Below are 20,030 nucleotides of genomic sequence, written 5' to 3'. Positions count from 1 at the left end.
AGAACAGGAGGACGACACATGAGAATCGGGATTACCGGAACCATTGCTTCAGGCAAGACAACTTTCAGCAAGATGCTGCGCCAGCGCGGCATGCCCGTATTCAACGCGGATCAGTATGCTGCCATCTGCCTGTATGGCAGCCACCCATGTGCAAAAGTGATTGCCAGTGAATTTGGTGATGTATGCATGCCCAATGGCGACATTGACCACAAGAAGCTTGCTGCTGCTGTCTTTCATGATGAAACAAAACGAAAACGGCTCAATGCCATCGTCCATCCCTATGTCATTGCCGGCATGGAGCATTTCTTTTCCAGCCAGAACGGCAGGCTTCTGTTTGCTGAAGTCCCGCTTCTGTTTGAGGCAGGTATTGAAGATCATTTTGACTGCATCGTCCTGATCACCTGTGACAAAGATACAGCCATCATGCGGATGATGCATGACCGCGGCTATTCCAAAGAAGAGGCGCTGGCCCGCTATGCAAGCCAGATCGATCCACAGATTCAGAAGCAGAAGGCAGATATTGTCATTGAAAACAACGGTACGACAGATGATCTGAACCATGCAGTAAACAATCTGATGAAGCAGCTGCGCGCAAAGGAGAGACATCATGCTTAGAAATGAAGATACGTTCCGGGTGGAATGCGTCAACAGCATTTCCGAAGACAGTATTGTTTCGCTTGCCAATCTGTATCAGCCGCTGATCGGCGGAGACGGCCTGCTGCTGTATCTGACCCTGCATGCCGAGGCAAGACACCAGCGTGCCCAGGCTACGCATAAGCACCTGTGCCGGATCATGAACAATATCTCCCTGGATACACTGGAACGGGCAAGACTGCGGTTAGAAGAATACAATCTGCTGCGCGCCTATATGCGCCAGGGCAGCGGCCATGATGCCTGGATTTATCATCTCAATACACCGCTTCCTACTATGGATTTTCTTTCCAATCAGATCTATCTTTCCCGGTTCCGCAATGAAGTCGGTGCCAAAGATACGGATGAGATTGTTGCCCGTCTTGGCAATGTCGGTCTCTCTCTGCAGGGATACAAGGATGTCACCAGACAGATCCGGACAACACCAGTGGAAAGAACAATGCCGGAATCCGCCTGGACAACGGTGCGGCCGCGCTATCAGTTTTCTTCGGGCAATGAAACGATCGATTTTGATTATGAGCGTTTCCTTGCCACAACCAGTGCCGCTGTTTTTCCAATCGTGCTGCGCACCCAGGAAAATATGGCACTGATCGGCAGACTCGGCACTGTCTATGGCATTTCCGCAGACCGCATGCGGCAGCTGATCGCCAATTGTACCGTTCCAGATCCAGCCTTTTTCAATGCAGATAAGCTGAAACTGATGTGCGAAAAGGAAAAGGTGCAGACAAAGAATACACACGACCCTTACAGCCTGCCGCCGGTATCGTTCCTGCAGTCGCTGATGAATGGCCGTGAAGTACCGCTTGCAGAGAAGAAGATTCTGGAGAATCTTTCTACCCAGATGCACTTTTCCAATGAGGTGATCAATGTCCTGATTGCCTATGTCCTCAAGATCTCGGACAACCGGCTGTCTGCCCGCTTTGTCAGCTCTGTTGCTGCGCAGTGGGCACGTGATGGCATTGAAACGAAGGAACAGGCACTTCTGGAAGCGAAGAAGAATCTGCACAGCAGCCGCAGCTATCAGAAGGTGGAACTGCCGGCATACATGAATAAACCGCTGCCGGAAAGCAAGCCGGCCAGCGAGCAGCTCGTACAGAAAGTCAAAGCAATGCAGCAGGAGATGAAGAAACACGATGCGTGATGGATTCCAGAAAATGAATTTTGATATATCACTGAGTGATGCGCAGAAAGAAAAGACCAGAGAGCTTTGCGCACAGCTGCAAAAAGATCCGGATGTGGCATATCTGATCCAGCACAAAGGTGTGCCGGCCAGTCTCATCCAGCAGTATCCATGGCGGATTCATGACTGGTGTCAGGGCATTGCCGCATGCCATAACTGCAAGGGACTCGATCACTGCAGGCAGAAGAAAACAGGGTACTATGATGATCTGATGTACGATGGCATCCTGCAGAAGGTGGTATCCCCATGCCGGTTTATGAAGGAAAAGCTTAAACAGGAAGAACATCTGCAGTACTTTCTGATCAATGATATGCCAAAGCAGCTGCGCACTGTTGGCTTTGCTTCGATTGCGGCAGACGGTGAGGATGGCGCCTATGTCAGTGTGCTGGCCGCATGCATGGAAGCGTTCCGCGGTCAGACAGGCGTGTATCTGTATGGACATATGGGAACCGGCAAGACCTATCTTGCGGCAGCAGCCTGCAATGATGTGGCCCGAAGAAAGCAGAAATGTGCCTTTGTGTACTGGCCGGACTGCGTGCAGAGAATGGTCACCGGCATTGACTCAGGAGAGTACCGGATTGAGCTGGAACGTCTCAAGTTTGTGCCGTTTCTGGTCATTGATGATATCGGCGCCGAAGCAGTGACCCAATGGAACCGGGACCAGATCTTACTGCCGGTTCTCAATGCCAGATATGAAGCGCATTTACCGACCTGGTTTACCTCCAATGAAGACATTGCTTCTCTGCGTGCACACTTTGCAATTTCCAGCCGCGGGAAGGAAGAAGCGATGAAGGCAAACCGCATTATTGAGCGCATTCAGGCAATGTGTTCTGTGAAAGCGCTTGAGGGAAAAGATCGCCGTCAAATGGTTGACGGAACCGTTTACGATGCTAGAATTAAAGGCGAAATCGGAGGCTAAACAATGGTCAGGAAGATTGGTGTATTGACCTCGGGCGGCGACGCACCGGGCATGAATGCGGCGATCCGTGCCGTTACCAGAATTGCACTGAATAATGGTGTTGAGGTCGTAGGTGTTCACAATGGCTACCGGGGACTTCTCGAAGAAACATTTGAGGATCTTGGACGTACCAGCGTGTCCGACATCATGGACCGCGGCGGCACTGTTCTTGGGTCTGCCCGTCTTCCTGAATTCAAGGAAGAAGCGGTTCAGGACACATGCATTAAGAACCTGAAGAGGGCTGGCATTGATGCACTTGTTGTTATTGGCGGCGATGGCTCCTACCGGGGTGCTCTTGCCATGACAAAGAAGGGAATCAACTGCATCGGCCTTCCGGGTACGATTGACAATGACATTCCGGGTACGGATTTCACAATCGGCTTTGATACTGCTCTGCATACATGTGTAGAGAATGTCGATAAGCTGCGTGATACGTCCAGTTCTCACCACCGCTGCTCGATCGTGGAAGTCATGGGAAACCATTGCGGCGATCTTGCTCTGTATACGGCAATCAGCTGCGGTGCAGAGATGGTGATTACACCGGAAACAGGATATGATGAGCTTGAGGTCATCGAAAAGCTCAGATATCTTGGCGAGGCTGTCAAGAAAAACCATGCCATTGTGATCATTTCGGAAAAGATCTGTGATGTGGATGCACTTGCCAAGAAGGTCAGTGCAACAACAGATTTCTCTGGAAGAGCAACGGTTCTCGGTCATATCCAGCGCGGCGGTTCGCCAACTCCGACCGATCGTATGCTGGCAAGCCGTATGGGTGAAAAGGCAGTGGATCTGCTGATGGAAGGCATCGGCGGACATTGTGTCGGTATCATTGATAATCAGATTACATCAATGCCGATCGACGAAGCACTGAACCGTCCGTCTCAGAGCCGCAAAGCCCTGTACCGTTTGTTTGACCGTCTGGTTTAAGGAAAAGAGGAAATTGAATTTTATGGCTAACGACAAGCACATCTTCAAGAAGACAAGAGTTGTCTGCACCATTGGCCCTGCTTCGGAAAGTGTTGAAGTACTGACAAAACTTGCCTATGCAGGTATGAACATTGCCCGCATGAACTTCTCTCATGGCACACATGAAGAACATAAGGCAAGAATTGAAGCAGTCAGACATGTATCTGATACAACTGGCATTACACTGGCAGTTGCTCTGGATACAAAGGGACCGGAAATCAGACTTGGCAACTTCAAGAATGATACCGAGAACTATCAGATCGGTGAGATTGTTTATCTGACCAAGGCTGAATGTGAAGGTACACATGAGCGTTTCTGGATCCAGTGCCCGGAACTGTTCGATGATCTGAAGGCTGGCAATTATATCCTTGTCAACGATGGCAAGATGAGACTGACCGTTCTTGAGAACGATGGCTCTGAGATGAAGTGCAGAGTTGAGGTTGCTGGTCCGATCAGCTCCCATAAGGGCTGCAATGTGCCAGGTGTCAAGCTCTCCATGCCGTTCCTGTCCGAAAAAGATATCGATGATATCAAGTTCGGCTGTGAAATGAATGTTGATTTTATCTTCGCTTCCTTTGTCAGAAGAGCAAGCGATGTCAATGCAATCCGTAAGATCTGCATTGAGATGGGCAAGCCGCACATCAACATCATTGCCAAGATCGAGAACCAGGAAGGCTATGACAATGTCGATTCCATCCTGGAAGCTGCAGATGGCGTCATGGTTGCCCGTGGCGACCTGGGTGTTGAGATCCCGACCATGATGGTTCCTGTTTACCAGAAGCACATCATCCGTGAGGCTAACATCATTGGCAAGCCGGCTATCACAGCTACTCATATGCTGGATTCCATGACACATAACCCGAGATGCACACGTGCTGAGGCATCCGATGTCTGCAATGCTGTGCTGGATGGTTCTGATGGTGTCATGCTGTCGGCTGAGTCTGCCGCCGGTGATTATCCGGTTGAAGCCTGCGAGACCATGAGTGAGATTGCTGAGGAAGCTGAGAAGATCATCGACTACCGCAGCAGACTTGACTGGCTCAAGACAACATCCAACAAGACTGTGCAGGATGCTGTTTCCATTGCCATTTCTGATGCAACACTGACACTGGATAACATTGGTGCCATCGTTGTCTTCACACAGGGCGGCACAACAGCAAGAAGAATCTCCAAGTTCAGACCGTGTGTTCCGATCCTGGCAGTTACCTTCACGAAGGATACCCAGAGAAAGCTGCTGAGCTACTGGGGTGTTGTTCCGCTGTTCTCTGATGTACAGAACCAGCTCACCAACGATGATGATCTGGCATCTCTGTTCGCCAAGGACTACGGTGTCAAGCCGGGCCAGCTGATCATTATCTCCGCCGGCTATCCGACAGGCGAAGGTTCCGCAAACATGATGAAGATTGTCGAAGTCAAGTAAGTCTTCAAATATACCAAAACAAAGGACATCTGCTCAATACTGAGCAGATGCCCTTTTTGTAACGCAAGCTTATGCTTTATGCATTTCGCCGGCAAGCTGAAATCCTTTTCTTGCCGCAAATACAGCAATGATTTCATTGATGACAGCAGCAGCCGCAATTGTTCCTTTCACAAGCGATGCAAGATCCGGACGGGATGCCTGCAGGGTGGCACAGATGATGCCGGTAAACACAAGGGAAACACCAGAATGCGGCAGTAATGTCAGGCCAAGATACTTCTGTACGGTCTTTGGCATGTGGGTTGCGGTGGCACCGATACGGGCACCAAAGTACTTGCCAAACGCACGGGAAGCGATATACAGGAATGTTGTGACACCGGCACCAATGATCAGATGGTAATCCAGCGGTGCACCAAGATCGACAATGGCAGTGACCAGACTCACAGACAGAATGTTGTTATACCATGCTGTGATATGATCCAGCGTTTCATCATCTGCCATGTTGGAGAAGGTGGCAGAGAATGATACGCCCATTAACATATAGTTCAGTGTGATTGTCGTAAAGACAAGCTTGTTGAACAGCAGGCCGATTGCTGCGGTGGCTGTGACACCAATCAGCAGAATCGCGAGTGTGGACTTTTTGTCATGGGGTTGTTTCAGGATTTTCCCTGTCGCAAGACCAGTGCAGATACCGATTAGAATCGGCAGGAAGATCATGACCGGGATCATATACAGCGGCAGAGCACCGCCGGATACGGCTCTGGCAATGCAGGAATCTACTGTGAAAAAGACGGCAATGCCAACGATATCATCGAGTACTGCCATTGGCAGCAGCGTGCTGGTCACCGGTCCTTTGGTATGAAATTCCTGCACGATGGCAAGAGCTGGAGCAGGGGCTGTTGCCAGGGCAATGCCGCCAAATGCAAAGGCAAGATAGATCGGAATGTGCATGAAGACAAACAGAATGGCAAACATTGCGGAAACAAACAGGAAAGTGCCAAGCGACTGGGTCAGTGTTGTGATCATCAGTGCTCTGCCATACTTTTTCACACGCCGCCAAACAAGCTCGGTACCAAGCATCAGACCAAACGAGCACTGCATCCAGATGATGACCGTCTGATACAGCGCTGTATCTAACAGCTTCTGCGGCAATAGATTCAGTGCATGGGGACCAAGTGCCATGCCTGCAATCAGCCAGCCCAGAATGGCCGGCATCTTCAGTTTCTGCATTGCCTTACCGGCAAACACTGCCAGAATCAGTGTCAGAATCCATCGCAGGATATTCACTATCATGTTATTTACCTCTTTTCTTCAATAATGCCATACAGGAAGATCTGCAGTGCCTTGCGGCAGTCCGCATCATGCTGCAGAATGGCTTTTTCGTCATGCTTGATCAGAGAATTCCGATATTCCGCATTCAGAAAATTCTGGAATGCACGGAAGATCCGCTGTACATCAGCTTCCTGATACCCGCTGCGCACCGTCTGATCAGCCAGCACGGCTCTTAATACAGCCGCATTGACTTCATCATACTTTTTCCGGCAGGCTTCCATCTGCTCCTGCAGTTGTATCGGATAAAACAGCAGCGCCTCACAGAACATTGCTGCTTTGTCAGGATTCTTTCCAAACCAGGCAGAGCGGGCTGCAAAATAGGCATCAATACTGCCACCTGCTGTTCTGCCAAGTTCTTCGGCCAGCTCATCAAACACAATTGATGCACAGGTCAGATACAGATCATCTTTATCTTTGAAATAGTGGTAGATGATCCCTTTGGAGGTTCCTGCATCACTGGCAATATCCTGCATCGAAGCTGTCTTATAGCCATCTTTTGCAAAGATATGAAAGGCACTTTCCAGAATTTTCTGCTTTGTCAGTGCCGTCTTGATTTCTCTTTTCATTTTTTCACCTCCAAAATATTGACTGATCGGTCAGTTTCTGATGATATCACAATTGACCAACCGGTCAATAAATATTTTTTCAGATCTTTTGATTACCTTTATGTGCAACCTGTTTGATAATGTGGTTCAATAGACAGGCACTAAAGGAGTAACAATGATGATTATCATGTCTGGTACGATTGGTGCTGGTAAATCCAATCTGACCGAAATTCTTTCCCGCCATCTTGGCACCAAAGCGTTTTATGAACCGGTAGAAGACAATCCGATCCTGCCGCTGTACTATGCCGATCCAAAGAAGTATGCATTTCTTCTGCAGATTTACTTTCTGAACAAGCGTTTCCGGCTGATCAAGGAAGCGATGCGCCAGGACAACAATGTACTGGACCGTTCGATCTATGAAGACGCACTGTTCTTCCATATGAATGCAGAAAAGGGCAATGTGACAAAGCAGGAGGTCGAAGTCTATGATGACCTGCTGGACAATATGATGGAGGAGCTGCCTTATGCAGCTGCCAAGAAAGCACCGGATCTTTTGATCTATATCCGCGTATCGCTTGATACAATGCTGGCTCGCATTGCCAGGCGCGGCCGTCCATATGAACAGCTTTCGGCAGATCCCGGCCTGCTGAATTACTATAAGGATCTCAATGCCCACTATGAGCCATGGTACAGGCAGTACAATGCCTCCAGCAAGATGATCATTGATGGAGACCGCTATGACTTTGTCAATAATAATGATGACCGCCGGACAGTCCTGCATATGATTGATCAGCGGCTGTACGAGCTTGGCAAGCTGGACAAAGAAACATATGACAGACTTTGCAAAGATCAGGATGCATGACTGATCTTTTTTCTTACCCTTATGATTCTTAATAATTTCTGATGTCTGTAAATGCTATCATGTTGTTAGAAATACCCTAGGGAGAGTTTTATATGAAAAAGATGGGAAAAAAGAAAAGGGGCATCATTTTTGCAGTGGCAGCGGTTGCGGCCGCAGCGGTCATCGCTGTACTGGTGCGTGGTTTTTCTTCGGGATCCTCCAGTGACGGCGGCAATGTGGTCTATGTGCAGAAGGTATCCGATCTGACCGGCATGACATCATCGCTCAACCCCGGCCAGCGCTTCTCCGGTGTTGCCCAGGCCCAGGAGAGCGTGGATATCAAGGCCGATTCTTCCCGCAAGATCGACCAGATCTTTGTCAGTGAAGGACAGAGCGTCAAGAAGGATGATCAGCTGTTTTCCTACCAGACAGATGATCTGCAGAACACAATTGACAATGACAATCTGTCCATTGAAAGTCTGAGCAATGATATCAGCGCGCTGAATGAGGAAATTGCTGACCTCAACAGCCAGATGCAGAGTGCTGCGCAGAATGACAAGTTCCAGTACACAACGCAGATTCAGGCCAAGCAGATGCAGATCCGTCAGGATCAGCTGGATATTCAGACAAAACAGAATGAAATCAAGCATACCCAGCAGGAAATCGATCAGTCTGTTGTGAAATCGACGATTGATGGTGTTGTCAAAGCGATCAATGATACCAGTTCGACCAATTCTGATGGATCCACAAAGCCGCTGATGACAATCGCCAAGACCGGCGACCTGCGCATCAAGGGTACAGTGGATGAACAGTCCATCGGTATACTCTATGAAGGACTCAGTGTCATTGTCAGATCCCGTGTGGATGAAAATGAAATCTGGCAGGGAACCATCACCAGTGTGGACAGTGAACCGGCCTCTTCTGACAGCAGCACAATCATGTATGGATACAGCTCTTCCGGTGACAATCAGGCATCCCGCTATACGTTCTATGCCTCTTTGGACAATGGCACCGGCCTGATGCTCGGCCAGCATGTCTATATTGAACCTGCCGGCTCTGCTGCGGTTGCCAGGGACGGGATCTGGATCAATCAGGCATTCATTGTTGCCGATGAGGATGGCACATCCTATGTCTGGGCAGATCATAATGGCAGGCTTGTTAAGCAGAAAGTAGAAATCGGTCAGACGGATGACAGCGACGGCACGGTGGAAATCGTATCAGGACTGAAGCAGGAAGATGGTATTGCCTATCCGGATGATACGCTGCAGGAAGGTCAGAAGACTGCCTATGTTACAATGACAGGAGGCATGTCATGATCCTGTCTCTTTCACATGTCTATAAAAACTATGGACAGGAACCTGTCATCGTACCGGTTCTGAAGGATATCTGCCTGGATGTGGAAGAGGGTGAGTATCTCGCCATCATGGGTCCTTCCGGTTCCGGCAAGTCCACATTGATGAACCTGATCGGATGCCTTGACCGTATGACCAGCGGCAGATATATCCTGGATGGGGAAGATATCAGTACGCTGAATGATAATGAACTGTCCGATATCCGTCTCAATAAGATCGGTTTTGTCTTTCAGACATTTAATCTTCTGCCCAGAGAAACAGCACTGGAAAATGTGGCACTGCCATTGATCTATGCCAATGTTCCCAAGGTGGAACGCACAAAGCGGGCAATGGTACAGCTGGAAAGCGTAGGTCTTGGTTCCCGTGCTTCCTTTACACCAGGTCAGCTGTCCGGCGGTCAGAAACAGCGGGTTGCCATTGCCAGAGCAATGATCAACCATCCCCGGATTCTATTGGCAGATGAACCTACCGGTGCCCTGGATCAGGCAAGCGGCGAGCAGGTGATGCAGCTGTTTGGACAGCTTAACCAGCAGGGTGTCACCATCATCATGATTACCCACGATGCCAAGGTCGCTGCCCATGCCCACCGCATTCTATCCCTGGTAGACGGGCGCCTTGGCCCATTGGAGGCGGCAAGATGAAGAAAAAAGGAATGATCATCACTGTCTGTATTGCAGCCGCCATTACCGGGTCTATTGGCGGACTGCTGCTTTATCGCCGAAACAATACAAAAACCACGGTGGTCCGCGCAGGTGATATCGCCAGCACAGGTCTCAGCAATGACAGCAGTCTGTATGGCATCATCTATGAAGCAGACAATCAGTCAGTCTATAACGACGGCACTGCCCAGATCGCAGAAGTCTATGTATCACAGGGACAGCAGGTCCATGCCGGTGATAAACTGCTTGCCTATGATCTGACTTCACTGCAGCTTTCTGTCGAAATGAAAAAGCTTGCTGTACAGCAGGCACAGAACACACTGGCAGGGGAACAGCAGAAACTCAATGTTTTGAAAAACACGCAGCCGATTGTGGAACCGGTTGTCACGCCGACGCCTGAACCAACTCTAGCGCCAGTGCCGACGCCGACACCGCTGCCTGAACCACAGCAGGATCACGATGCCTGGAATATTATCACCGACGATGATAAGTGCATATATCATCCTGTCTCTGAACCTTCTCCAACAGCTTCGGCTTCAACGTCTCCAGAACCATCACCATCTTCATCCGCTTCTTCCGTTCCGTCTGCTTCACCATCTTCAGTTACATCGGCTTCACCGTCTCCATCTGCATCCGCTGTGCCAGAAGGCCTAGCGGCAGACAATCCGATCCGTTTCATCGTGCAGAAAGACGGCACCATTGCTGGTTCTTTGTTCAATCAATACCGCACCAAAGATCCTGCTGTCTATCTGTCTTTTGAAATCTGGGAAGACAACACGGTAGAGAAGGGTAAGCAGCCTTTGTCACAATGGCTGGTACGCACGGATCTTTTACCAGAATGCAGTGATACAGACCAGTGGTATGTACTGACGCATCAGATGGTGGAAACACAGTCTGCTGAACCGGTACAGGAAGAGGAAACCGTTTCTTCAGAAACAGATGCGGAAGCTGTACAGGATGGTTATACGGCCAGTGAGCTTGCCAAGGCAATCCGCTCTCAGGTAAAAGCAGTCAAAGATGCAGATCTGAATGTAAGACGTGCACAGTTGGATCTCAAGACTGCCCAGGAGAGTCTGGATGATGGTGTTGTGTATGCCAAGCGTGATGGCATTGTGACAAAAGTCAGTGATCCGGCTGATCCGCCGCAGGATGGCACAGCCTTTCTGACTCTGTCCACCAGCAGCGGTACGTATATTCAGTCCGCACTTTCTGAATTGCAGCTGGACAAGGTAAAAATCGGCGATACTGTGACAGTGACTGACTGGAATACCGGCTCCGTCTATATGGGTGCTGTTGCCTCGATCGATATAGATCCAACTGACAGCAATTCCTATTCCGGCATGGGCAATCCCAATGTTTCCTACTATAACTTCTATATTCAGGTGGATGAGCAGATGCCAAATGATGCCGGCAGCGGTGTTTCTGTTGCTTTGAATGATGCTGGAAACGCACAGGCAATGTGGCTGGAAGCCATGTTTATCCGTGATGACAATGGCGTCTATTACGTCATGAAAGAAGATAACGGCCGTCTGGTCAAACAGACAGTGACCGTTGGCGATACCATGTATGACATGATGGAAATTACCGATGGTCTGGGTGAAGATGACTGGATTGCCTTCCCATATGGATCCAGTGCAAAACAGGGCAGCCTGACCAAACATGGTGATGCTTCGGAGGTATGGCAATGATTGAAAATATTCGTCTTTCTCTGCGCGGCATCTTATCGCATAAGATGCGTTCCTTCCTGACCATGCTTGGCATCATCATCGGTATTGCCGCCATTATTGCCATTGTATCCACGATCAAGGGGACAAATGACCAGATTCAGAAAAATCTGGTCGGTTCTGGTACCAATGCCATCACTGTTCAGGTGCAGCAGTCAGACTGGGAATATGATTTCTCCCAGGGAATTCCTTCCGGCTTTTATCCGGTCAGTGAGGATACAAAGCAGCAGCTTGCGGCGATTGACCATGTCAGCCAGGTGTCACTGTTTCATTCCCGTCAGGACTACACAGGCATTTATCACAATGATAATGGCATCCAGAGCGGCTATGTCATGGGCATCGATGAAAGCTATCTTGGCACGGCGGATCTGACGGTCAGCCAGGGCCGCGGTATAACCGCCGCTGACAACAAGAACAAAGCACGCGTGGCTCTGCTTGACAGCCAGGCTTACAAGAGCCTGTTCAAAGGGCAGAATGCGATTGGTGAGACGATTGAAATCCAGAGTACCCCATTTACGGTTGTCGGAATCGTCACATCCAAGCAGACATATGAACCGGTCATCAATTCGGCAGCGGATTATTATACCTACAGCCAGAATGACAGTACGAGTGCCAGGGTCTATGTGCCATCCGCACAGTGGCCGGTGCTGTATCAGTATGATGAACCGGAAAGTGTCATGTTGCGGGTGGACAATGTCAAACAGATGACCAAAGCAGGCAAAGCAGCCGCGGACATTCTCAATGCCAGCGTCATGTCCTCAGATACGTCGATTCAATATGCAGCCAAGGATTTGCTGGAACAGGCAAAACAGATCCAGCAGCTCTCCAGTGCAACCAACCGCATGCTGATCTGGATTGCTGCCATCTCACTGCTTGTTGGCGGCATTGGCGTCATGAATATCATGCTTGTTTCCGTTACGGAACGCACAAGTGAAATCGGCTTGAAGAAAGCACTGGGAGCCCGCAAAAAAGCAATCATGACCCAGTTCCTGACGGAAGCGGTTGTATTGACTTCCATCGGCGGTATTCTTGGTGTCATCACCGGTATTCTGCTTGCCTTTCTCATCGGCAAGTTTATGAGTATTCCAGTTGCCATCAGTATACCGGCATCAATCTTTGCCGTATTATTCTCCATGGCAATCGGCATCCTGTTTGGCATGCTGCCAAGCTACAAGGCTGCCAACCTGGATCCGATTGAAGCACTGCGCCATGAATAACAAGAGAGAGCTTCGGCTCTCTTTTCATATGGGAAGATTTTGCTAAACTAAAGGAAAAGGAGGCAGAAGTCATGAGTAAGATTTCGATTCAGTATCTTGGCCATTCCTGCTTCAAGGTTTCCTACCAGCAGGACACCATCGTACTTGATCCGTATGCAGATGATTCTGTACCAGGCTTAGCATTGCCCTCTGTCACAGCAGGGCAGGTACACTGCTCTCACCAGCACAGTGACCACAATGCGGCTGATCTGGTGAAGATTGTGCCATGTGAGAAACAGATATCCTATGAAGGCATCATGGTCCCCCATGATGATGCAGAAGGTGCGAAAAGAGGTATGTGTGAAGCCATCAAACTTCATGCCGGCAGCTGCACCATTGAACATCTTGGTGACCTTGGCCGTCTGTTAACTGACAAAGAGCAGACATTTCTGCAGGGATGTGATGTGCTGATGATCCCGTGCGGCGGTTACTTTACGATTGATGCACAGCAGGCACGGAAGGTGATCGAACAGATCAAGCCAAAGCTGACCATTCTGATGCATTTCCGCCGCGGCAATACCGGTTATCCGGTCACAGCAGATGTCGATGCAGTCAAGGCTGTTTTCACGGAAGCAGAAGACAGGGAAAAAAGCACGATCACGTTTGATGAGGATCATGTACCAGAAGGCGTATTGATCCTGAAACCGCAGCAGTAAATAGGGTAGAGTGAGCCGCGTTAGCGGCTCGACCCTCCCGTTGCACCGTACGTACGGTTTTCCGTATACGGCGCTACGTTTGTATTTACTTACGATTATTGAGGTAGTATTCCAACGGGTTGACCAGTCCTGGTCGACCTGTTTTCCTACTTGGCAGGGCCAGTACTTTCGGGCTGAGAGCGTAATTTACCACATCCATTCCACTCCTCCGATACCATCCTAGGCGTGAGTTGGCTACCTTGTATGTATCTTCATCGGTGAAATTACAATGGAACATAGCGTTAAGCCTTTGGAGATTTGTGTCTATACGCTTCGGTTTCTTCCATTGCTTGATGATGATGACTCTGACTTTGTGCCGCATCCACTGTCCATATTCATCGAGGAAAGCCTTCATATCTCCGATGATGAAATAATTGATCCATCCTCTGACGATCTGATTCAGTTTTGTGAATGTGACGGCCAGAGGTCTGGATATTGCTTCCTTGCGTTGCAGGACAGCCTTGGTTTTCGCCATCAGCCGTTTCTTTCTGTCATCACTCGGTTTGCAGTGCCATCCGTCTTTTGCCTTCCAGTACGTAAAGCCTAGGAACTCGCTGTGTGTTGGCCTGACCACCTTTGTCTTGGTTGGACTGACCTTCAGAAACAGCTTTCGTTCCAGCCATGAGGCTACCGACTTCATCACTCTGTCTGCCGCCATTTCGCTCTTCACGAAGATGTCGCAGTCATCTGCGTACCGCACAAAATGCAGTCCTCTGCTCTCCAGTTCTTTGTCAAATTTATCGAGATAAATAAGGCTAAGTATCGGACTGAGGGGTCCGCCTTGCGGAACGCCTAGTTCAGTTGGTGATACGAGTCCGTTCACCATGACGCCAGCCTTCAGAAAGGACCGGATCAGGTGTAACGTTCTCTTGTCGTTTACCTTTTCTCTCAAAATGGAGATTAATTTGTCATGATTCACCGTATCGAAATACTTTTCGATGTCGAGATCAATCACCCAGTCGTATCCGCTGTTCAGATTATTCAGGACATCCTTCATCGCATCATGTGCGCTTCTGTTTGGCCTGAATCCATAACTATGGTCACTGAATGTGCTGTCGTAGATGCCGCTGAGTACCTGGGCTGCTGCCTGCTGTACCACCCGGTCTGCGACTGACGGAATACCTAATGGCCTTTGCTTGCCATTGGGCTTGGGTATATAGACCCTGCGGACTGGTTTCGGTCTGTACTGCATGTTCCGGATCTGCTGTTTGATTATTTCTTTATGTTTAGAGAAATACTCATCCAGCTCACTGGTTTTCATGCCGTCCACGCCGGCCGCGCCACGGTTTCTCTTAACCCTTCTGATCGCTTCTTCCAAGTTTTCGTCACTCAGAATCACTTCAATTAATTCCATACCGCTGTGCCATTCCTTTCTATCTGTAGATTATTCAGAATCATCCCGGGGCCCTTTGCCGTCAGAGGTTACGATCCTCTGCTGTAGGCTTATCCTCCCTTTCGGACTATCCGAACATTGCGTATAGTGGGGCACACTATACAAACATTAGGTCCTTCGCTCCACTTCCGTTACAGAAGCTTCATCACTACTATGACCTCAGCTGACTTCCTGCGATAGACCTTTATCCGACCAGATGATAACGATAGCTGTTTAAAAGCGTCTCGGTTTCCCTGTGTTTAGGTTCATCTGTCCGCAGGATCTCTCGGGGTAAGACACACATCTGTAATTTCCATAGCTTCCTGATTTACCGGTCGGCTTTACGTTTGTCTTTTGGACTTCAGCTTGCATAGCAGCCTTATCCGCCTTATGGCCTCAATCAGGTTTCTGTACGTAAGCTCAGAAATATGCTAGCTACTGCTTTCGCTCTGGGTTATTCACCCTCGGCTGGTAGTTCACTTCGCTTGGCGACAAATACCCGCGGCCTGCCTCTATTGCAGGCTAGATGTGTGCCATGCCCGACACACTATAAAAAAGACGGCTGAGCGTCTTGAAAGTGATTTCTCACTTTCTGGTCTCAGCTGTCTTTTCGTTTTCCTTCTTTTCAGAATGCTGTGCACTTCTGGCTGTTCTGCCGCCTGTGCGTTTCACATTCCTTCTGCCGGCTGTCTTCTCTTTGATTTCCGCAATCGCAGCCTTCTGATTCAGAATGACCGGAATGACAATCGGATTGCGGTGTGTCTTCTGGAACAGATACGGCTCCAAAGAAGAGCGGATGCAGTTCTTTAATTCCTGGAAGGTGGTGCGCTGCTGCATCTTCTTGGTCAAAGCATTGTATACAATGACCTCTGCTTCCTTGAGCAGAGGCTGTGAATCCTTGATATACACAAAGCCTCTGGAGACAATCGATGGACGGCACAGGATCTTGTTATAGCGGCTGTCAATCGCCACAATGACAGCAACAAGACCATTCTCTGCCAGAATCCTTCTGTCCTTGATTACAGAAGTGGAAAGGCCGGATGCGTCATTGCCATCCACATAGATGGCATCGGTCTGCACACGTTCATTGGCGATGAAGCATTCCTCATTGCGCAATACCACAATATCGCCGTTTGCACAGATCAGACAATGATCCTTGGGGACACCCGTCTCCTGGGCAGTGCGGGAATGCTGAACAAGCATCTTGTATTCACCATGCATCGGCATGAAGTACTTCGGCTTGATCAGATTGAGCATCAGCTTCTGCTCTTCCTGCGGCGCATGACCAGTTGTATGGAACGATGTCAGCGGGGAATTCACGACGACATTGGCACCGACTCTGGTCAGCTGATTGACAACTGCCGAGACACTGGTGCCATTGCCCGGAATCGGATTGCTGGAGAACAGCACTGTATCACCCGGAATAATCTTGATGAAGCGGTGAGTGCCATTGGCAATACGCGACAGAGCAGCCATCGGCTCACCCTGGGAACCTGTGCATACAATACAGATCTTGTTAGCCGGCAGGGTATTGAGCTCGTTGCCGGTAATGAAGGCAGAATCCGGAATTTTAATCGTGCCAAGCTTCTTGCCGATCTCACAAACGTTTTCCATGGAGCGGCCAAATACCGCAACCTTGCGTCCGCAGCTGACGGCTGCTTCCAGAATCTGGTTCAGACGCAGCACGTTGGAGGCAAAAGTGGATACCAGCAGTCTGCCCGGTGTCTTGCGCATCTGTTCATTGATCGCCTGGGCAACCTTCTTTTCGGAAATGGAGAAGCCCGGTACACCGGAGTTGGTGGAATCACTCATCAGCAGTGTCACACCGATCTGGCCGATATATGCCATCTTCTGATAGTCAGAATTGACACCAATCGGCGTCAGGTCAAACTTGAAGTCACCGGTCTCGACAATGCGGCCGTTTGGCGTATTGATCAGGACACCATAACTGTCCGGAATAGAGTGGACAACATTGAAGAAGCCGATGTGGAAGTACTTGGTATCAATGCGCGTATCCGGATTGATGTCACGGATGGTAACACTGCGCAGCTGATGATGTTCTTCCAGCTTCTTTTCAATCAAAGCCTTGGCAAACGGAGCAGCATAGATCTCTCTGAGATGCACGGACTGCAGGAAGAAAGGGATGCCGCCGATATGGTCTTCATGGCCATGGGTAATAATCAGAGCCTTGATCTTTTCACGGTTTTTGACAAGGTAGGAATAGTCCGGAATGACATAGTCTACTCCCAGCAGGTCGTCTTCGGGGAACAGAATGCCGCAGTCGACAATGATAATCTCGTCATTGTGTTCGAAGCAGTACATGTTCTTGCCGATTTCGCCAAGACCGCCCAGAGCATACACAAGCGTATCAGTCTGATGATTGATAGACTTGGCTGTCTCTTCAGAGATCTGGGAGTAACGAACCGGATGCGAAGGTCTTTTCGCCGTTTTCGTTTCTTTCATGTATGATTTCCTCTGTTTCTGTATGATGGCAGACAAATAACTCTCTGTCTGCATTATAGCACGATTGATATTGATAAAACTGCAGAATTGTCAGATCGCAATGGCATCTTCAATGCGATGGAACGGATTCTTCTTGTCGATCTTGTCATAGAAGAGAATACCGCTGAAATGATCAATTTCATGCTGGAGAACGATGGCAAGATAGCCTCTGACCCGGATGCGGATATTCTTCTCACTGTACAGGTCATATGCCTCAATGGTGCATCTGGCACTGCGGTAGACAAAACCATCATGTTCTTTCTCAACGGAAAGGCAGCCTTCACCTGAGCGCAGGAAGGCCTGCTGCACACTGGAAGAAACAATCTTTGGATTGGCCAGCATGAATTTCCACTGGATCTCATTGCCATCTTTGTCAACATCCGGCACAACCACCGCTGTCAACTGGCGGGGAATACCGATCTGAATCGCGGAAATGCCAACCGCCGGCCGCAGGTTTTCCTTCTCAGCCAGTTCTTCATTGGTAGAATCTTCGACATACTTGAGCATGTCGCGCAGAATCGCTTTGTTCTCGTCAGAAAGAGGCAGCTCTACAGGCTCACTCTTCTGGCGGATCAAAGGATTATCATCCTTGATGATCGTATCATTATTAATAAGCATCTTGTTTACCTCGGTTGTTATGATAGTGAACCAAAGCCTTCTTGTAAAGCTGAAAGCAGTGCTGAAACCGCTTAACCATCTGGCTTTTTTTTCGAAAGGGACAAAATATGCTAAAATCGTATCCATGACAGTACAGACACAGGATATCCACAAGACAAAGCGGCTGAGCAATCCATTCCGGATGGCAAAAGGGCATGACCCCGTCATCCATGTCACATTAATGCTGCTGGCCTTTTTCGGCGTTGTGATGATCGGCAGTGCCACAATGGGTGAAACCGTTGGAGCACCCAAGACATTGATGCTCACCATTGCCAAGCAGCTCATCTTTGTGATGATGGGGTACTTTCTGATGGCATTTGCCTCACGGAATTTCCGCCTTTCCCAGCTCCATGGCAACGGTTTTTCCGTATGCATCATCACGCTGTATATTCTGCTGATGTCTACCCGTGCTTTTACAGGTGCCAACGGCTCCTATGCCTGGATCCGTATTCCGGGCGTCGGCATCACCATTCAGCCATCCGAATTTGCCAAGATCGCAACTTTCCTTGTTGTCGCAGGACATCTGGGTGACCGGCGTACCCGGAATGAAAAATTCTGGGAACTGGTCAAACGGCCGGTGATCATCTGCTTCATCATGAGCTTCATTATCCTCATGATTCAGAAAGACTTCGGCACCATGTCCGTGCAGTTCATGATCTTCTGCATCTGCTTCCTGATTCCCCGCAATCCAAAGCTGAAAAAAGCACAGAATATTCTGCGCTGGCTCTTCTATGGTCTTATTGTTCTGGCTGTTTTTGTCCTTTCTCCCCAGGGAGAACATCTGGTGGAAGCACTGCCGTTTAAGACCTATCAGAAAAATCGGTTCCTGTCTGCCATCAATCCGTTTGCGGATGTCTATGGCAGCGGCTATCAGCTCATTCAGTCACTGGTTGCCATGTCAGGCGGCGGCCTGTTTGGCAGGGGGCTTGGCCGGTCTGTGCGCAAATACATGAACTTTCCGGAAGCCAATAATGACTATATCCTCGGTATTATTGTTGAGGAGCTTGGCTTTGCCGGCTTTGTTATTCTGATGGCAATCTATGCCATCATCATTTACCGTCTGCTCTGGTATGCCAAACAGATGAAGTCCGAAGCCGGCCGCATTGTCTTAGTGGGCACGGCTATGTATTTCATGCTGCATATATTCCTGAATGTCGGCGGTGTTTCCGGTTTGATTCCTTTGACAGGCATTCCGCTGCCGCTGGTGTCTGCCGGCGGCTCCTCCGCAATGTCCTTCATGCTTTCCATCGGCCTTTCTCAATCAGTCATCGCATCCTACCGCAGAGGTGATCTGCAATGAGAATCATTGCCGGCACCTATGCCAGCCGCCGCCTGGAGACATTAAAAGGACAGGCGACCCGGCCCACCCTTGATAAAGTCAAGGAAGCTGTTTTTTCAGCGCTTGGCGGCATGTTTGACGGCGGCACAATGCTTGATTTATACGCAGGCAGCGGTGCCATCGGTCTGGAGGCAGTTTCCAGAGGCATGAACCAGGCAGTCCTGGTGGACCAGAGCCATGCGGCAGCAGAAATCATCAGAAAGAACATTGCCTTGCTTGGCTGTCAGAAACAGACAAGACTTCTTGCCATGAATGACCGCAAGGCACTTTCCCTGCTGGCAAAAGAGGGCGTGCAGTTTGACCTTGTCTATCTGGATCCACCCTATGAAAAACAGCACAATGAGGAAGTCATGACGTACCTTGTTGAACATGGGATGCTGAAGAATGGCGCCAGGGTGGTCATCGAGGCAAAGAAAGAAGAAAACTATACGCAGGCATTTGGACCGCTGCAGTATCAGAAAGAAAAAGTATATGGGATCATGAAGATCACATATTACCGGTTTGAACACAGTCATCCAGAAGAACGCAGTGAACAGGCAGGATAGGAATGAAGGGATTCCGGTCCTGCTTTTCATATACAAGGA

The 20,030-nt window shown here is 49.3% G+C and carries 18 protein-coding genes; 13 read left to right on the top strand and 5 right to left on the bottom strand.

The features are described from left to right. Positions 1-18 precede the first annotated feature (18 nt). Genes coaE through pyk form a run of 5 tightly spaced genes read left to right on the top strand, consistent with a single transcriptional unit; the run spans position 19 to position 5,175 of the window. Positions 19-615 carry a dephospho-CoA kinase gene (coaE, locus tag DHU66_RS10280; protein WP_108775867.1) on the top strand — a complete coding sequence of 199 codons (597 nt, stop codon included), beginning with the start codon at positions 19-21 and terminating at the stop codon, positions 613-615. Continuing rightward, positions 608-1,792 (top strand): DnaD domain protein, encoded by a 1,185-nt coding sequence (locus tag DHU66_RS10275; RefSeq protein WP_108775866.1) that lies wholly within the window; start codon positions 608-610, stop codon positions 1,790-1,792. Before coaE ends, DHU66_RS10275 begins: the two co-directional genes overlap by 8 nt. After that, positions 1,785-2,750, top strand: a complete 966-nt coding sequence (locus tag DHU66_RS10270; RefSeq protein ID WP_108775865.1) for an ATP-binding protein — start codon at positions 1,785-1,787, stop codon at positions 2,748-2,750. Before DHU66_RS10275 ends, DHU66_RS10270 begins: the two co-directional genes overlap by 8 nt. Before the next feature lie 3 nt (positions 2,751-2,753). Continuing rightward, a complete protein-coding gene (gene pfkA / locus DHU66_RS10265; protein ID WP_108775864.1) occupies positions 2,754-3,716 on the top strand; it encodes a 6-phosphofructokinase in 963 nt (320 codons plus the stop codon). Positions 3,717-3,738: 22 nt separating this feature from the next. After that, positions 3,739-5,175 carry a pyruvate kinase gene (gene pyk / locus DHU66_RS10260; protein ID WP_108775863.1) on the top strand — a complete coding sequence of 479 codons (1,437 nt, stop codon included), beginning with the start codon at positions 3,739-3,741 and terminating at the stop codon, positions 5,173-5,175. Positions 5,176-5,244: 69 nt separating this feature from the next. Here the strand turns inward: pyk and DHU66_RS10255 are convergent, their stop codons facing one another. Both DHU66_RS10255 and DHU66_RS10250 read right to left on the bottom strand, forming a co-directional pair. Then, positions 5,245-6,465, bottom strand: a complete 1,221-nt coding sequence (locus tag DHU66_RS10255; protein ID WP_108775862.1) for a cation:proton antiporter — start codon at positions 6,463-6,465, stop codon at positions 5,245-5,247. A gap of 5 nt (positions 6,466-6,470) precedes the next feature. Beyond that, positions 6,471-7,070, bottom strand: coding sequence for a TetR/AcrR family transcriptional regulator (locus DHU66_RS10250; protein WP_108775861.1), 600 nt, complete (start codon positions 7,068-7,070; stop codon positions 6,471-6,473). Between the two features lie 154 nt (positions 7,071-7,224). Here DHU66_RS10250 and DHU66_RS10245 point away from each other — a divergent pair, with 154 nt between their 5' ends. The 6 genes from DHU66_RS10245 to DHU66_RS10220 all read left to right on the top strand — a co-directional run bounded on the left by DHU66_RS10245 (position 7,225) and on the right by DHU66_RS10220 (position 13,537). Continuing rightward, on the top strand, positions 7,225-7,911 hold the full coding sequence (locus DHU66_RS10245) for a deoxynucleoside kinase (protein ID WP_245309515.1): 687 nt from the start codon (positions 7,225-7,227) through the stop codon (positions 7,909-7,911). 92 nt (positions 7,912-8,003) lie between these two features. Further along, positions 8,004-9,206: an efflux RND transporter periplasmic adaptor subunit gene (locus tag DHU66_RS10240; protein WP_108775859.1), complete on the top strand. Its 1,203-nt coding sequence runs from the start codon at positions 8,004-8,006 to the stop codon at positions 9,204-9,206. Then, positions 9,203-9,883 carry an ABC transporter ATP-binding protein gene (locus DHU66_RS10235; protein ID WP_108775858.1) on the top strand — a complete coding sequence of 227 codons (681 nt, stop codon included), beginning with the start codon at positions 9,203-9,205 and terminating at the stop codon, positions 9,881-9,883. The genes DHU66_RS10240 and DHU66_RS10235 overlap by 4 nt, the downstream gene beginning before the upstream one ends. Beyond that, positions 9,880-11,589, top strand: coding sequence for a biotin/lipoyl-binding protein (locus tag DHU66_RS10230; protein WP_108775857.1), 1,710 nt, complete (start codon positions 9,880-9,882; stop codon positions 11,587-11,589). The genes DHU66_RS10235 and DHU66_RS10230 overlap by 4 nt, the downstream gene beginning before the upstream one ends. Then, complete coding sequence (locus DHU66_RS10225) at positions 11,586-12,842, top strand: ABC transporter permease (RefSeq protein ID WP_108775856.1); 1,257 nt, start codon at positions 11,586-11,588, stop codon at positions 12,840-12,842. Before DHU66_RS10230 ends, DHU66_RS10225 begins: the two co-directional genes overlap by 4 nt. Positions 12,843-12,913: 71 nt before the next feature. Further along, the gene (locus DHU66_RS10220) at positions 12,914-13,537 is read left to right on the top strand and encodes an MBL fold metallo-hydrolase (RefSeq protein ID WP_108775855.1); all 624 of its coding nucleotides are present in this window, start codon (positions 12,914-12,916) and stop codon (positions 13,535-13,537) included. Positions 13,538-13,622: 85 nt separating this feature from the next. Here the strand turns inward: DHU66_RS10220 and ltrA are convergent, their stop codons facing one another. From ltrA to def, 3 genes are all read right to left on the bottom strand, one after another. Next, a complete protein-coding gene (gene ltrA, locus DHU66_RS10215; protein ID WP_108774013.1) occupies positions 13,623-14,930 on the bottom strand; it encodes a group II intron reverse transcriptase/maturase in 1,308 nt (435 codons plus the stop codon). Between the two features lie 603 nt (positions 14,931-15,533). Continuing rightward, the gene (gene rnjA, locus DHU66_RS10210; RefSeq protein ID WP_108775854.1) at positions 15,534-17,411 is read right to left on the bottom strand and encodes a ribonuclease J1; all 1,878 of its coding nucleotides are present in this window, start codon (positions 17,409-17,411) and stop codon (positions 15,534-15,536) included. 90 nt (positions 17,412-17,501) lie between these two features. Then, complete coding sequence (gene def, locus DHU66_RS10205) at positions 17,502-18,068, bottom strand: peptide deformylase (protein ID WP_108775925.1); 567 nt, start codon at positions 18,066-18,068, stop codon at positions 17,502-17,504. A 124-nt stretch (positions 18,069-18,192) separates the two neighbouring features. Between def and DHU66_RS10200 the strand changes: the two genes are divergently transcribed. Together DHU66_RS10200 and rsmD are read left to right on the top strand one after the other, a co-directional pair. Beyond that, positions 18,193-19,407 (top strand): FtsW/RodA/SpoVE family cell cycle protein, encoded by a 1,215-nt coding sequence (locus tag DHU66_RS10200; RefSeq protein ID WP_167836364.1) that lies wholly within the window; start codon positions 18,193-18,195, stop codon positions 19,405-19,407. Then, entirely contained in the window at positions 19,404-19,991 is a 588-nt protein-coding gene (gene rsmD, locus DHU66_RS10195; RefSeq protein WP_108775852.1) for a 16S rRNA (guanine(966)-N(2))-methyltransferase RsmD, read from the top strand. Before DHU66_RS10200 ends, rsmD begins: the two co-directional genes overlap by 4 nt. Positions 19,992-20,030: the final 39 nt, after the last annotated feature.

Source organism: Lactimicrobium massiliense (genome assembly GCF_900343155.1).
GTDB lineage: Bacteria > Bacillota_I > Bacilli_A > Erysipelotrichales > Erysipelotrichaceae > Bulleidia > Bulleidia massiliensis.
Note: the sequence above shows the minus strand (reverse complement) of the source record. Positions and strands in the feature narration are given on the sequence as shown.